The sequence below is a fragment of the Azospirillum ramasamyi genome (assembly GCF_003233655.1).
Lineage (GTDB): Bacteria > Pseudomonadota > Alphaproteobacteria > Azospirillales > Azospirillaceae > Azospirillum > Azospirillum ramasamyi.
In genome coordinates this window covers 185,740-199,292 of record NZ_CP029834.1, presented here as the reverse complement: position 1 = coordinate 199,292, position 13,553 = coordinate 185,740, and the positions used below count along the sequence as shown (strand labels likewise).

The 13,553-nt window shown below is 65.9% G+C and carries 11 protein-coding genes and 1 tRNA gene; 7 read left to right on the top strand and 5 right to left on the bottom strand.

Annotated features, from left to right (window positions below; translation table 11 throughout):
* The first annotated feature begins 452 nt into the window (after positions 1 to 452).
* Both DM194_RS25515 and DM194_RS25510 read left to right on the top strand, forming a co-directional pair.
* Positions 453 to 1,313, top strand: a complete 861-nt coding sequence (locus DM194_RS25515) for a hypothetical protein (RefSeq protein ID WP_111070458.1) — start codon at positions 453 to 455, stop codon at positions 1,311 to 1,313.
* A 171-nt stretch (positions 1,314 to 1,484) separates the two neighbouring features.
* Positions 1,485 to 1,569 (top strand) — tRNA-Tyr (locus DM194_RS25510).
* Between the two features lie 131 nt (positions 1,570 to 1,700).
* Here DM194_RS25510 and DM194_RS25505 read toward each other — a convergent pair.
* A complete protein-coding gene (locus DM194_RS25505) occupies positions 1,701 to 3,602 on the bottom strand; it encodes a PAS-domain containing protein (RefSeq protein WP_111070457.1) in 1,902 nt (633 codons plus the stop codon).
* A 264-nt stretch (positions 3,603 to 3,866) separates the two neighbouring features.
* Here DM194_RS25505 and DM194_RS25500 point away from each other — a divergent pair, with 264 nt between their 5' ends.
* The 4 genes from DM194_RS25500 (at position 3,867) to DM194_RS28520 (ending at position 7,151) form a co-directional block, all read left to right on the top strand.
* Positions 3,867 to 4,292 carry a YqaA family protein gene (locus DM194_RS25500; RefSeq protein ID WP_111070456.1) on the top strand — a complete coding sequence of 142 codons (426 nt, stop codon included), beginning with the start codon at positions 3,867 to 3,869 and terminating at the stop codon, positions 4,290 to 4,292.
* A gap of 241 nt (positions 4,293 to 4,533) precedes the next feature.
* On the top strand, positions 4,534 to 6,012 hold the full coding sequence (gene ccoG, locus DM194_RS25495; RefSeq protein WP_246024669.1) for a cytochrome c oxidase accessory protein CcoG: 1,479 nt from the start codon (positions 4,534 to 4,536) through the stop codon (positions 6,010 to 6,012).
* Positions 6,013 to 6,217: 205 nt separating this feature from the next.
* A complete protein-coding gene (locus DM194_RS25490; RefSeq protein ID WP_111070454.1) occupies positions 6,218 to 6,775 on the top strand; it encodes a hypothetical protein in 558 nt (185 codons plus the stop codon).
* Positions 6,776 to 6,980: 205 nt separating this feature from the next.
* A complete protein-coding gene (locus DM194_RS28520; protein ID WP_176581511.1) occupies positions 6,981 to 7,151 on the top strand; it encodes a hypothetical protein in 171 nt (56 codons plus the stop codon).
* Between the two features lie 28 nt (positions 7,152 to 7,179).
* On the opposite strand, the gene DM194_RS25485 is transcribed toward DM194_RS28520, so the two are convergent.
* Together DM194_RS25485 and DM194_RS25480 are read right to left on the bottom strand one after the other, a co-directional pair.
* The gene (locus DM194_RS25485) at positions 7,180 to 8,346 is read right to left on the bottom strand and encodes a cytochrome-c peroxidase (protein ID WP_111070453.1); all 1,167 of its coding nucleotides are present in this window, start codon (positions 8,344 to 8,346) and stop codon (positions 7,180 to 7,182) included.
* A gap of 188 nt (positions 8,347 to 8,534) precedes the next feature.
* The gene (locus DM194_RS25480) at positions 8,535 to 9,374 is read right to left on the bottom strand and encodes a uroporphyrinogen-III synthase (protein ID WP_111070452.1); all 840 of its coding nucleotides are present in this window, start codon (positions 9,372 to 9,374) and stop codon (positions 8,535 to 8,537) included.
* A 182-nt stretch (positions 9,375 to 9,556) separates the two neighbouring features.
* On the opposite strand from DM194_RS25480, the gene DM194_RS25475 reads away from it, so the two are divergent.
* Positions 9,557 to 10,741, top strand: coding sequence for an acyltransferase family protein (locus tag DM194_RS25475; RefSeq protein ID WP_111070451.1), 1,185 nt, complete (start codon positions 9,557 to 9,559; stop codon positions 10,739 to 10,741).
* Between the two features lie 34 nt (positions 10,742 to 10,775).
* Here DM194_RS25475 and DM194_RS25470 read toward each other — a convergent pair whose 3' ends face one another.
* Together DM194_RS25470 and DM194_RS25465 are read right to left on the bottom strand one after the other, a co-directional pair.
* Entirely contained in the window at positions 10,776 to 11,396 is a 621-nt protein-coding gene (locus tag DM194_RS25470) for a class I SAM-dependent methyltransferase (protein ID WP_111070450.1), read from the bottom strand.
* Positions 11,397 to 11,798: 402 nt separating this feature from the next.
* Positions 11,799 to 13,499, bottom strand: coding sequence for a glycosyltransferase family 39 protein (locus DM194_RS25465; protein WP_162630184.1), 1,701 nt, complete (start codon positions 13,497 to 13,499; stop codon positions 11,799 to 11,801).
* Positions 13,500 to 13,553 lie beyond the last annotated feature (54 nt).

Genomic DNA, 13,553 nt, shown 5'->3' with positions numbered 1-13,553 from the left:
AAATCGGTGGGGCAAAACAGTTGGAGCCAACGGGCACCGCCCGCCGAGCCGACAAGTCCCGGTGACGGTCGGAAAGCCCCGTTCAGGGAAATTCCTGCAATCGAAACACGTCACCCCCCGTCCGGGGTCCATCGCTGTTTTCAAAAGACGCCACCACCGGCGGTTTACGGTCCGCGTTTATCATCCGCCGCCGGATTTTTAAAACCGCCTCCATCCACCAATCGTCGTGCCCCGTTGTGACACCGGACACAAAATCACGATTCCGTGCAAAGTTATGCTGGCATTTTTGAGAAGAGTTTCCGATAGTCATCCGTACCGAAAACATCGCCCGCCAGCGTGAAGCCACGATGCAGCCGACGCACGCGCCCGCGTGGTCCCGCGTCGGAAGCGTGCGGTTCGGGTGGACATGCTGACGAATGACTGAAAATTCACTTTGGCAACCGAGCGATATAATGAACTCAGAAACCGGGAGCGAACCGGAGTCTCCCAAGAAGCGTGGGCGCATTCCGCAGTCGGCATGGCCCCAAATTCTTGAACGCTACCGCAGTGGCGCAACGCTTTCGGCCATCGCGCGCGAATTCGAATGCACGCCCAGCGCCATCTCCTACATCATCAAGAAGGCGGAGGCCGCGAGCGGCCAGGGCGACGCCGCCCATGGTGATGACGACCAGGGCGGCGCCCAGGCTGACGACGGCCAGTCTTCCGCGCCGGCCGCTCCGGTCGAGGAGACATCCGCACCGGTGAGCGCGGCTCCGGCTTCCCCGGCGGACGAACCCGCTCCCGCCGCTCCCGCGGAAACCGAATCTCCCGCAGAACCGCGCCGCGCCGGCCGCACGGTCCGCGGCACGCTGACCCGTGCAGCGAAGACGGAGCCTGCGGCCGATCAGACGGCGTCCGATACGCCTGCCGCCTCCCCGGCTCCGGCCCCTGCCGCACCGCCGACGGAAACCCTGCGCCTGAACCGTCAGGAACCCGCACCGGCTCCGGCTCCCGCGGCTCCGCCGGTCACTGCAGCCCCGGCGACGGCGGTCCCTGCGACGGCTGATGCCCCGCGGACGGCCGGACAGCCGACCCCGCCGGTGGATGCGGTCGAAGGCCGGCTGCGCGATACGGCCAAGGCCTGCATCTCCGCCTATCGCGGCTGGCGCCAGCAGCCGAGCGAGGCGACCATCCAGGCGCTGTCCGACAGCGTGCACGAACTGCGCAAGGCTTTGGCCCGCGTGGAAATCGACATGTCGGCCAGCCGGCGCGAGGAACAGGCGATCCGCCCGATTCCGATCCCGGCGCACCGGGCGTCGCGCCGCCCGAACTGAACGGATTTTGAAAAGCGGGTTGCCAAGTCCTCATTGTCAGTTCCGCTTTGAAAGCCGTGTTTCAAAAAGCCTCCGCCCCCTCCTTGGGGCGGAGGCTTTTTGTTGGAGCAGAAATCCATGAAAAGGGCTTGACGCCCGACCTATCGAAAGGCTAATCCTCTGCGCCCCGATGGAAGGGTGGCCGAGTGGTTAAAGGCAGCAGACTGTAAATCTGCCCGCATAGCGTACGCTGGTTCGAATCCAGCCCCTTCCACCATCGCACCAAGGCGTGCGCCGCAGCAGACCGCCGAAAGCAGACGACCACGTCCTGGCGGTGCCGCGATCAACTCCCCGGTTTTGAATTTCCGGGTTTTCAACTTCCAAAATTTGAAAACCTGTGGCGTGCGGCTACAGCGGCAGAGGGTCCGCCGGCGTGACGCGCGGGAAACGCAGCATGAAGGCCGTGCCGGACCCCGGTGCGCTGTCCAGCCGCAACCGACCGCGCAAGGTACGCGTGACCAGCGTATAGACGATGTTCAGCCCCAGCCCGCTGCCGCCACGGTCGCGGCTGGTGGTGAAGAAGGGCTCGAAGACCCGGCCGTGCAGGTTCGCCGGGATGCCTTGGCCGTCATCGGCATAGACCAGTTCCACCTCATCGTCCGACAGCGTGACCGTCACGCTCAATCGGCCGCGCACGCCCGGATCGTAGCCGTGCAGGATGGAATTGATGACGAAGTTGGTCAATATCTGGCTGATGACGCCGGGATAGCTGTCCAGCATCAGGTCTTCCGGGCAATGGACGGCGACGGCATGTCCGCTGCGGCGGATGCGCATTCCCAGGCTGCGCAGGACTTCGTGGATATAGTGGTTCAGTTCGAAAACGCGGCGTTCCTCGCTGGCCTGGTCGACGGCGATCTGTTTGAAGCTTTGGATCAGGCGGGTGGCGCGCTCGACATTCAGAAGCATGAGCTGCGTCGCCTCGTCGGCGATGTCGATGAACTCCGCGAAGTCGCCGCGCCGCAGCGAGCCGGCTTCAAACAGGCGGCGCAGGCTCCGCGTCTTTTCCGCCAGCAATGAGGCACCGGTCAGGGCGATGCCGACCGGCGTGTTGATCTCATGCGTCACGCCGGCCACAAGGGAACCGAGCGCGGCCATCTTCTCCGCCTGGATCAGCTGGACCTGCGCTTCCTTCAAATCCTGGAGGGCGCGCTCGGCCTCCTCCTTGGCGGCGCGGACCGCTTCCGCCGCGCGGACGCTTTCGGTCACGTCGGTGTGGGAGCCGACGATGCGGAACGTCCGGCCGTCGCTGCCCGCCACCGCCAATGCGCGGGTTTCCAGGAAGACCGTCGCGCCCGACCTATGGCGGAACCGCTGCAGCAACCGGCTTTCGGAACGCCGGCCCGACGCCAGTTCCGCCACCATCTCCAATGCGGCCGCGCGGTCGTCGACATGGATCAGCTCTTCCCAACGGCGGCGGCTGTTTTCCATCTCGGCCTCGCCATAACCCAGCAGGCCCCACCATTGCGGGGAGAACCATATCTCGCCCGTGCGCAGATCCCATTGCGAGATGCCCTCCCGCGCGGCGCGGATCGCCAGTTCGAACAGTTCGCGGCTGGCAGCCAGTTCCCGTTCGGCCTGCTTGCGCTCGGTGATGTCGGTGTAGGTGGTGACGAAGCCGCCGTCCGGCAGCGGCAGGGTCACCGTCTCGATGATCACACCGTCAGGCCGCACCCGCTCGTTGTAGAAGGGCCAGGACGCGTTGCGGATATAGTCGAGCCGCTGCGCCACCAGATCGTCCACGTCGCCGCGGCCATAGCCCCCCTGCTCCGCGATGTGGCGCACCACCGCCTCGTAGGGCTGGGCATAGCGCGGGAAATCCGGGTCGATGAAAAGCAGTTCCAGCACGCGCCGGTTCCATGCGACCAGCCGCAGGTCGTGGTCGAAGGCCATCACCCCCTGGCTGAGACAGTCGAGGACGAGGCTGGTCTTTGCCCAGGGTTCCCGCTCCGACGGGATTTCCGCCCGACCGGCGATCTCGACGACCGTCAGCAGACTTTCCCCCGGCGGGCCCGCTCCCAGCGCCAGCGTGACCGTGGCTCCATCGGGAAACACCCGCGTCACGGCATGACCGCGGCGCAGGTCAGCGACCCCGGACAGCCCGAGAGGACCGGCGAGAAGCGCGTCGAGCGTCGCATGGAAGGGCACTTCGGGCGCCCCGACGGCATGCACGGCGAACCGGGCCGCAAAGGCGGCATTGGTCCAGACCAGACGTTCGTCGGCGTCGAAGCGGGCGAACCCGGTTTCCCCCATGCGCGTGCCTTCTCCCACCGCCAATCGGGCCTGCTTGCGATGATCATCGCGATATCCTGCGAGCAAAAGTCGAACGCTGGACACGCTTAAAGGATCGTCGCCCCATTCTTGTTCCTTGACGGTTGCAGGGCAAGCGCCATTGCGCAAACCGCACCCGCCCGCTGCCGCCGCTGAACCCTTGATTTTACGTCCGCCCGACGCCTAATCCTGCGCAAGACAGCAAAGCGTAGCAGGCAAACCATTGGCCGTGAAAGGATTTGCACGATGTCGGACGTCGCGGCCTATGGCAGCCTGTTCCTTGTGGCGCTGGCAGCCGCGACGATTTTTCCCGCCCAGTCGGAGATCCTGCTGGCCGGGTTGCATGCCTCGGGCAACTATCACGACGGCCTCCTGATTCTGGTGGCGACCACCGGAAACGTGGCGGGATCGACGGTCAACTGGGCTCTCGGCCGTTATCTGATGCATTTCCAGGACCGCCGCTGGTTCCCGGTTTCGCGCCGTCTGGTGGAGCGGGCAACCGGATGGTACCAGCGCTTCGGCGTCTGGTCGCTTCTGCTGGCCTGGGCCCCCTTCATCGGTGATCCGCTGACCCTGGTCGCCGGCATCCTGCGCGTCGACCTGCGCGTGTTCCTGCTGCTGGTCACGATCGGCAAGCTCGCACGGTACGTTGCACTGATAGTCGCAATCTAATACAGTACATTATTGACACTGTATTTAATCCACGCACGCCCACGAAATAATGGGCTTGTCGGCGACGGTGGCTGCACAGTATTAACGGAACCCGGACCGCGGATCCCTCGAACCGGCGGAAGGCCCCAACGCGATAGGGGCTTTTCAAAATATCGGTGCTGTTTGACAGAGGTCAAACGCGCCGCACTGGTGGTCGACTATGCTCCGCGCCAACGTGGAATCGCAAATCAGGCGCATCGACATGCCAGACGGAAGCATCGTTCAGCAGGGGTCAGCCCAACCAGCCAAGGTTCCGCTGTACGAAAGCCATAAGACGATTCATCCCAAATCGGTCAAGGGCCTCTATCGTCGCCTGAAAACCGTGACCTTCTCCGTTCTTCTGGTGCTGTTCTTCATCGCTCCGTGGATCCGGTGGGAACGCGGGCCCGACGCCCCGGCCCAGGCGGTCCTGTTCGACCTGACGGCGCCGCGTTTCTTCCTGTTCTGGATCGAGATCTGGCCGCAGGAGATCTACTACCTCACCGGCATCCTGATCGTGTCGGCGCTGGGCCTGTTCCTGGCGACGGCGCTGGCCGGGCGCGTCTGGTGCGGCTTCGCCTGTCCGCACACGGTGTGGACCGACCTGTTCGTCTGGATCGAACGCGTCTTCGAAGGCGACCGGGCGGAGCGCATCCGCATGGAAAAGCAGCCCTGGACCGCGCGCAAGATCCTGCGCAAGGCCGGCAAGCATGCGGGCTGGATGGCGCTCAGCCTCGTCACCGGTTTCGGCTTCCTCGCCTACTTCACCGACGCACCGGCCCTGCTGCGCGATCTGGCCACCTTCCAGGCGAGCTACGAGGCGACGTCCTTCTTCGCCATCTTCGTCGGCATGACCTACATCATGGCCGGCTGGACGCGCGAGCAGATGTGCATGTACATGTGCCCCTGGCCGCGCATCCAGACCGCGATGCTGGACGAGCATTCGCTGGTCGTCACCTATCAGGCCGACCGCGGCGACAACCGCGGGCCGAAGCGCAAGTCGCAGAGCTGGGACGAGCGGCGCGCCCAGGGCTTCGGCGACTGCATCGACTGCGGCCAGTGCGTCCAGGTCTGTCCGATCGGGATCGACGTGCGCACCGGCGAACAGGCCGACTGCATCAACTGCGGCCTGTGCGTCGACGCCTGCGACACCATCATGATCCAGCAGGGCCTGCCCACCCGCCTGATCGCCTTCGATTCGCTGGCGGCCCAGGACACCCGCGCGTCCGGCAAGACCTATCAATGGCGACTGATCCGTCCGCGCGTGATCGTCTATGCCCTGCTGATGCTGGTCATCGGCGGCGCCATGGCCTGGAGCTTCGCGCTGCGTCCCAGCCTGAACATCACCGTCCTGCGTGACCGCGCCCCCCTGTTCGTGACCCTGTCCGACGGGTCGATCCGCAATGCCTACACCTTCAAGGTCGCCAACAAGACCCGCCAGAACCGCTCCTACACCCTCAGCGTCGCAGGCCTGTCCGCCGCCGACATCAAGGTGGTCGGCGAGACCGAGGCGGAGGGCGCCGCCCACACCGCCACCCTCTCGGCGGGGGCGGACAGCGTCGCCACCTACCGCGTCTATGTGACGGTTCCCCGCGGGGAAGTCACCGCCGCCTCGCTGCCGCTGACCTTCCAGCTGTCCGACACCGCGACCGCCGAAAAGAACAGCCGCGACAGCGTGTTCCTGGGACCGGCCAACCAGTAGCCCTTCCCCGAATCTCTCCCTTTGCGCGGAGCAGAAAGGCGGTGGCCGACGGATCGGTCTACCGCCTTTCGCATTTTCGCGCAAAGGGATGACCCACGCATGGACAGTTTGCGCGAACCAGAGCGCCACTCACCTGACTCACCGAACGAAGGCTGGGCAGTCGGGAAATCCGGGCCCGCCGACCGGCAGCAGGGGTGAACAGGCCATGCTTTTCGATTTCGAACCGTCGGGTATCAACGACACCTATCTGCGCCTGACACGCTGCGGCGTGTCCTGCATCGTTGCCCCGGCGGGCGCCTGGAACGGCCTGCTGCGGGTCAATTACATCGTCGCCGGCGCGCCCGGCGGCGGCGAACCGCACATGATCTTCCGCAGCCTCGACGTCGGCTGGGACGACGGCCGCTTCTGCTGGAAAGGCCGCGCCGCGCCGGTGATGACCAGTTCCGCCATGGTGGACATCCTGCTGGAACGCACGCTGGTGACCGAGGCGGAGGCGGAACGCCTGCTGTTCGGCATCAACACACCGGCGGCCGGCGCATCCTCCGACGAGGCGCTGATGATCCGCGCGCTGCTCGCCGGCTGCAGCTTCACCCCCGTCTACGAGTCGCAGCCGCTCAGTACCGAACCGCCCGCCGTGGTCGGATTCGCCATGCGCACGCTGTCCGATCCCGGCGCCTATATGCTGGACGCACGCGGCGGGCTGCCGGTTCTGGACGGCGAAGCGCGGGACGCGTTGCGGCGGCTGGTCGGCGTCGTGATGTAACCTCCCCGCACTTCGACCCTCCTTCTTTGGTCGAAGATAGGGCGGAAAAACGCCAAAACCCTGCCCTATGGCCTATGGATCACACCTTCGGGCGATAGAAACCGTCACAGTGCCGCGACATTCTTACTGCAACCGCTCACAGGAGCCTGCCGCCAGCCCATCGAACCGCCGATCCCGACATCCCGTGCGAGAAAGCTGATCAGCCATGAACGCCAGACTGTCCCATCGCTGCACCGCCCTGCTCGACCGCGCCCGCGAAGCCTGGCTCAGCCAGCCGCTGGCCCAAAAGCTGAGCGCCCGCAAGGCTGCCGGCCGCCGCCGGATGACGATGGAACTGCTGGATATGCAGCTTTACCGGATCGATATCGGCGGCTGAGCGAAGTCCTCGGCCTCTCCCCGGCACCTCACTTCAGCAGATGCTCGTAGCGTGCGTCGGTCAGCGTCTTCATGAAGGCGACCAACGCCTTGACGCGGCGGGTATCCAGCGCCGGGCCTGATTCAAGTTCCTTCCTGGACAGAGTCGCCGCCACCTCGGGTGGGCCCCAGGGCTTGCCGGTTTCCGGGTTGATCGCCGCCTTTTCGGTGCGGTTGTTGTAGTGGTCGTAGAAGCGGACCACCGTCTCCAGATCCTTGAAAACGCCGTTGTGCATGTAGGGGCCGGTCACCGCCACGTTGCGCAGGCTCGGCGTCTTGAATTTCCCCTCGAAAGCCGGTTTGTCGGCCGCCGGGTTGTCGCGCAGGCCACGGTCGGCGAAGGACGCCGGCTTGCCCGACGCCTCGCGCAGGGCCGGGTTCGCCGGAACGCCGATGTTGTGGTGTTCGTAGTTGGTGAACATCTCCCCGGCGGCGGCCGGCATCGGCTTCAGCTTGTGGCACTGGTTGCAATTGGTGAACTGGGTGGAGAAGAACAGGGTCATGCCCAGATCCTCCTCCGGCGTCATCTTGTACTCGCCTCGCAGATGGCGGTCGTATTTCGAATCGAAGGGCGCGAAACGGTCGGTCTTCTCGAAGGCGGCGAGGCTGTCGCTCATCGCGTCATAGGCGCGCTCCGCATCGTCGAGCACGCTGGCGCCATAGAGCGCCACGAAGGCGCGGACATAATCGGGATTTTCTGCCAGCCTGTCGCGCGCCTGCTCCTTGGAAGTCAGCCCCATTTCGGCCGGGTTCAGCGGCGGACCTCCGGCCTGTTCCTTCAAGGTCGCGGCGCGACCGTCCCAGAACTGTCCGCCGACCGCCTTTCCGTCCGCGGTGATGTGAAAGGCCGGCGTGAAGGCCGCATAGCTCGCCGTCGGTGCGTTGCGGTCGCCCACCGATTTGCCGTTGTCGCCGACCGAGGCCGCCCCGCCCGCCCCGCCGGTGCGCGGATCGGCAAAACCGAAATCGGGATTGTGGCAGTCGGCGCAGGCCTGGCTCCGATTGGCCGACAGATTGTGATCGAAGAACAGCGCCTCCCCCAGCCTTTCCTTCGTCGACAGATCCGCCGCGAGCGCGGACCCTCCCCCGGCGATTCCGGCCGACAGAAGCGCCAGCGCCAGCGCGCCGCGGGACAGGGAAAGGATGGTGACGGACATGACCACGCTCCAGGCAACGACCGGCCACCGGCAGGAGCCCGGCGGTCGGCGCCAACATTGCGAGTCAAAGGTTAAGCGAGAGTGAGAATTGTTATCAATATGGCTGCGCAAGGAAATGGTGGGGCGAAAGGTCGCTGTGCTGCCACCACCCCGCCCTGTGCGCGCGCCCTGCCCCGCTCCTGCCGGAGTTATCCGGCCTGCACCCCTTCCGTCAGCAGACGGCGGATGGCATTGACCAGCGGCTTCATGTGGAAGGTCGATTCCGGGGACACCGCGACGGTTCCGCCCGCCGCCTCCACCGCCTCGGCCACCACCGGGCCGACCGCGGCGATCCTGGTCCTGGCGAAGCCCTGGCGGAAGTCGTCGGCAAGGCCGCAGGCCTCCGCCACCTCCTGCAGGCGCCGCACCTGGGGCGAGGCGGTGAAGGCGACGAAGTCGATCCGTCCCGCCGCCATGTCGCGGATGGCGGTCTGCACCGCCCCGGTCTCGGAATCATTGGCATAGCGGTAGGGCGTGACCGCCACCGGCGTGCCGCCGCGCGCCCGCACCGCCTCCAACAGCGGCTCGTTCGGGTTGTCGGGGTAGAGTTGGATTCCGACGCGGCGGCCAGAGAGATCCTCCTCCGACAGCATGGCGATGACGCCGTCGGTGGTCGGGGCCGGAGCGGATTTGAAGGGGCTGCAACCGATCTCCCGCAGCGCCTTCACCGGCTTCGGCCCGCGGACGAAGACGCGCGCCCGGCCGATGGCGGCGATCACCTCGGTTTCGCGGTCCATGGCGCTGGCGACCTTCATCAGCCGCCGCAGCCCTTCGCCGGTCAGCAGCACGATGTCGTCGAATCCCTCGGCCATCAACCGCTCCAGCCACTCCCTGGCCGGCGCCGGATCGTCGAGATCGAGGATCTTGACCATCGGGCAGCGGATGGTCTCGGCCCCATGCTGTTCCATCATGCCGGCGAACAGGTCGAGATCCCGGCTCTCCGGCACCAGAATCCGCTTTCCCGCCAGATCTCCGCCCTGTTCGGCCATGGCCCCGCTCCCGTGATCGCCTGTGTGGTCACCGGCGAGACTAACAGCAGGCGGAGGGGGCGGTCACGCGGGTTGGAGGGGAGCATTCAGCCGACCGCCGGCAAACAACCTTGACAAGCGAAGCACAGCCGCTCCCCATCACGCGGCCTTCATGGCTGCGCATGATGATCCGGAAAGACGCTATGGCCTTGTCCCCGCTCCTGTCGGTTTTCCTGTTCGCGGTGGCGATCTGCGCGTCCTGGGCCGTCCTGCGCCTCATTGCCATGCCGCTTCGCCCGCATGCCGGCGCGGAAGGCCGTTATGCCGCCATCGACGGCATGCGCGGGCTGCTGGCCTATGCCGTGTTCATCCACCACGGCGTCATCACCTGGCAATATCTGCACACGGGTCTCTGGGCGCTGCCGCCGTCCCGGCTCTATACCCATCTGGGACAGACCAGCGTCGCGCTGTTCTTCATGGTCACGGCTTTCCTGTTCTGGGACAAGCTGCTGAGGGCTGGAGCCGATATGGACTGGCCGGGCTTTGTGTCGTCCCGTTTCTACCGCGTCTATCCGCTTTACGCGGTCGCCGTCCTGCTGATCGCGGTCCTGGCGCTGGCCGCGACGGATTTCGAACTCAGGACCGGTCCGCTCGACCTGCTGCGCCGGCTGATCGGATGGGCGACCTTCAAGGCACCGCCGATCAACGGAATGGAGAACACCGGCCAGATTGTCGCCTATGCCACCTGGTCTCTGCCTTACGAACTCCTGTTCTACGCGGCGCTGCCTGCGCTGGCCTTCCTGTTCACGCCGGCGCGGCGGCTGCGGCCCGCCCTCGTCTCGGTCGCCGCGACGCTGATCCTGTTGCTTTATTTCCGCAATTTCAGCTTTGCAGCGCTGGAGTGCTTCCTCGGCGGCATTGCCGCCGCCTATGCCATCCGCCAGACGCGTCTCGTCCGGTTCGCGCGATCCGATCGTGGGCTGGTCGTGGCGCTGGCCGCACTGTTGGCGGTCGTAACAGGCTTCGAAACCGCCTATGCACCGCTCCCGACGCTGGGGCTCGGCCTGTTCTTCATCATGGTCGCGGCCGGGCAGGATTTTCGTGGAGCCTTGACCCGGCAGCCGGTCCTCTGGCTGGGGGAAATAAGCTATGGCGTCTACCTGCTGCACGGAATCGTGATTTGGGCTTCGATCACCGGCAATGCCTCCTTGCGCCCTCTCGTGGAGGAGGATGCGAGCCTATACGCTCTGGCGCTTGCGGGAGCGGGCATTCTCGTCGTGTGGCTAGCCAGCTTGGTTCACCTGACGATCGAGCGGCCGGCGATCATGGTTGGCCGGCGGAGTCGTGCCCTGCGTCGGGACGACCCTACCGACCGTGTCCCAGCCTGATACCGTCCGGCAATCGACCCCCTAACCGCGCCCTCTACCCCCGCCGGCAATGCAGCAGGCTGAACAGCCCGAAGGGCGGCAGGGTGCGGATGCTTTCCACGGCCAGCCGCGATCCGGCCATCATGGCGTCCAGGGTGAAATCGGGCCGCCAGCCCAGCTTCTTCGACAGCGGCGACAGCCAGCCCTCCACCGCGCGGCGGACCCCCGGGCGGGGAGCGGCGAAGTGGTTGACGATCACGATGTCGCCGCCCGGTTTGCAGACGCGCTCCAACTCCGCCATCGTGCCCTGGGGATCGGGGACGACGGTCATGACATACATGGCGACCACAACGTCGAAGCTGCCGTCGGCGAAGGCCAGCTTGCCGGCATCCATTTCCAGCAGCCCTTCGACATTGTCGAGCTTCTCGCGCTCCACCCGCTCCTGCGCGACCTTCAGCATGTCGGTGGACAGATCGATGCCGACGACGCGGTTGTCCTTGCGGTAGTCGGACAGCGACAGGCCGGTGCCGACGCCGACCTCCAGGATCCGCAGGTTCCCGCGACGGTTCAGCCACTCCACCGCCGCATGCCGCCCGGACGCCAGAAGCACCCCGAACACCTTGTCGTAGAATCCCGCATAGCGGCGGTAGGCGGCGCGAATGGAGTCGGCGTCCATGATCCTGTTCCCCCTCTCTCGATCCCTAAGCCGGGTATTGTTCAAAGGCCAAGTCCAAGCCGGCCGGGGCGCACCATAGCCGTCTTCGGAGCTTCATGAAAGTGACGCAAACAACAGAATCGAGACAATGTCGCCATCCGGTATTCCATTCATTTGGTCTATCCATTTCGTGAATTGCCACCCCCCATTCTTGATTGAACGTTCATTCAAAAAAACGTTCGGCATTTTCACGAAGGGATTTCCCGCTCCCGCTGTCCCATCGACGGAGCAAGGCCGGCATGGCCTTCCCCGTTCCGCTGCGGCGTCACAGGCCGGCGTTTCTCGTCGCGGTTCTGGCCGCAGTCACCGCCTTGGCCTGCTGGAGCGCCTACCGCGGGGTGATGAGCGCCCGGTATCGGGCCTCTACCACCAGTGGCGCTGCTGGCGGCCGGTGCGCAGACGGGCGACCTCCACCAGTTCAGCCGGATCCTCCGGTTTGCGCAAATCCTTCACCACCGCCAGCAGGGCGCCGCCGCGCTCGACTTCCGCCACCGTCCGGCCGGTCATCAGGGTGTCGCAATCCTCCTGGGTCGGCGCGATGAAGAAGTCCGCGCGGGTCCAGTCGGTCACCCAGCGCATGTTGGGCGGAGCCAGCTTTTCAAAAGCCAGCGGTTCGGCACAGACGGCGACGCTGTAGGTGCGGTGATGGTGGGTGCGCGCCTCCTCCTCCGCGATCACTTCCGACAGGTCTCCCACCGCTTCGGGCAGGCTGTTGGCCCAGTAATCGACATCGTACTTGCGCACCGCACCGGCGACGCCGCCGACCAGTTCATTGAAATAGACGTATTCGTTGGGATGCAGCGATTCGAGGACCGTCGCCTCGCGGACCAGCACCAGCGTCAATGCGATGCCGGCCAGGGCTGCGGCGGAAAGCCCGCGCCCGGTGCGTTGCGACACGCCGAGCCTCCAGGCTCCGGCCCATCCCAGCAGCCGGTCGAGCCCGATGCCGCCCAGCACCGCCAACGGCGGCAGTACGAACAGGAAATGGCGGATCGCCGTATAGCCGGGTGAATGGGCGGCGGTGAACCAGACGACCGGGAACAGCGCCGCCAGCGCCACCAGCCCGCAGGCCACCGCGCGCGCCCTTCCCCCCTCCCCGGCCATGAGGTCGGAGCGCATCATGCCGGGCAGCGCCAGCAACCCCACCGCCGCCCCGGCCAGCATCACCAGCGGCAGCTTGATGGCGAGATACCAGGCCAGATAGCTGCGCGGCACCTCGTACATCCAATATTCGGTGCCGCCCAGCAAGGTGCGGATCGGGTAGTGGAAATGCGAGAAATCGGCCAGCGCCCGCAACGGGTTCAGCGGATCCAGCACCGCCCAGGGCCAGAAGACCGCCATCACCGCATAGGCGGCCGGCAAGGCCGGCAGCAGGCGCAGCGCAGCGGAAGCCCCCTGACGCAACCGGTCCACGGAAAGGCCGCCGGCCAGCACCCAGCCAACCAACGCGGCAGCCACATAGCCGGCAAGCATCAGCGCCCCGACCCGAATCCCAAGCGCAAGCCCGACGACGACGCCGAACCCCAGCACCATACCCAAACGCGGCCGCGGCATCTGCCCAAGCAACCGGATCAGCAGCGCCACCGCCGCCATCATCAGCACGGCGAAAGGCACGTCCTTGGTGTGGTTGAACAAGCCGCCGTACCAGGGCCCGCACAGAGCCAGCAGCAGCCCGGCGAGCAGGCCCGCCCGCGGCCCGGCCAGCCGGCGCCCGACTGCCCAAACCACCGCGACACCCGCCACCCCGATCAGGGCGCACAGCAGGTGCCGCGTCTCGTAGGGGTCGAAAGGCAGAAGCGGCGCGATCGCCACCGCCGCCATGTCGAACAGCCCGCCATAGAGATAGAGATTCTTGTAGGTGAAGGCCGAGTCGTCGCTGAAGCCGCTGCGGTACAAGTCGATCAGCTTGGCGCCGTAGACATGCTGCACCTCCTCGTCGTTGGAGATGCCGTAATGCCGGAAGGTAACGGCGACAAGGCCCAGCAGCGCCAGCAGGCCGACCGCCGCGGCAAGGTCCCACGGATCGCCGAACAGCCGGCGCAAAAAGCTGGTCCTTCCCGTCAAACCGCTCCCCCTCCGCATACGCCCTAAGCCCGGTCGCAGAAAGCACCGGCCGGT

Excerpts from the sequence above, each read along its gene's own strand:
- DM194_RS25515 (WP_111070458.1), top strand. The coding sequence starts at position 453 with ATGAACTCAGAAACCGGGAGCGAACCGGAGTCTCCCAAGAAGCGTGGG.
- DM194_RS25505 (WP_111070457.1), bottom strand. The coding sequence starts at position 3,602 with ATGGGGGAAACCGGGTTCGCCCGCTTCGACGCCGACGAACGTCTGGTC.
- DM194_RS25500 (WP_111070456.1), top strand. The coding sequence starts at position 3,867 with ATGTCGGACGTCGCGGCCTATGGCAGCCTGTTCCTTGTGGCGCTGGCA.
- ccoG (WP_246024669.1), top strand. The coding sequence starts at position 4,534 with ATGCCAGACGGAAGCATCGTTCAGCAGGGGTCAGCCCAACCAGCCAAG.
- DM194_RS25490 (WP_111070454.1), top strand. The coding sequence starts at position 6,218 with ATGCTTTTCGATTTCGAACCGTCGGGTATCAACGACACCTATCTGCGC.
- DM194_RS28520 (WP_176581511.1), top strand. The coding sequence starts at position 6,981 with ATGAACGCCAGACTGTCCCATCGCTGCACCGCCCTGCTCGACCGCGCC.
- DM194_RS25485 (WP_111070453.1), bottom strand. The coding sequence starts at position 8,346 with ATGTCCGTCACCATCCTTTCCCTGTCCCGCGGCGCGCTGGCGCTGGCG.
- DM194_RS25480 (WP_111070452.1), bottom strand. The coding sequence starts at position 9,374 with ATGGCCGAACAGGGCGGAGATCTGGCGGGAAAGCGGATTCTGGTGCCG.
- DM194_RS25475 (WP_111070451.1), top strand. The coding sequence starts at position 9,557 with ATGGCCTTGTCCCCGCTCCTGTCGGTTTTCCTGTTCGCGGTGGCGATC.
- DM194_RS25470 (WP_111070450.1), bottom strand. The coding sequence starts at position 11,396 with ATGGACGCCGACTCCATTCGCGCCGCCTACCGCCGCTATGCGGGATTC.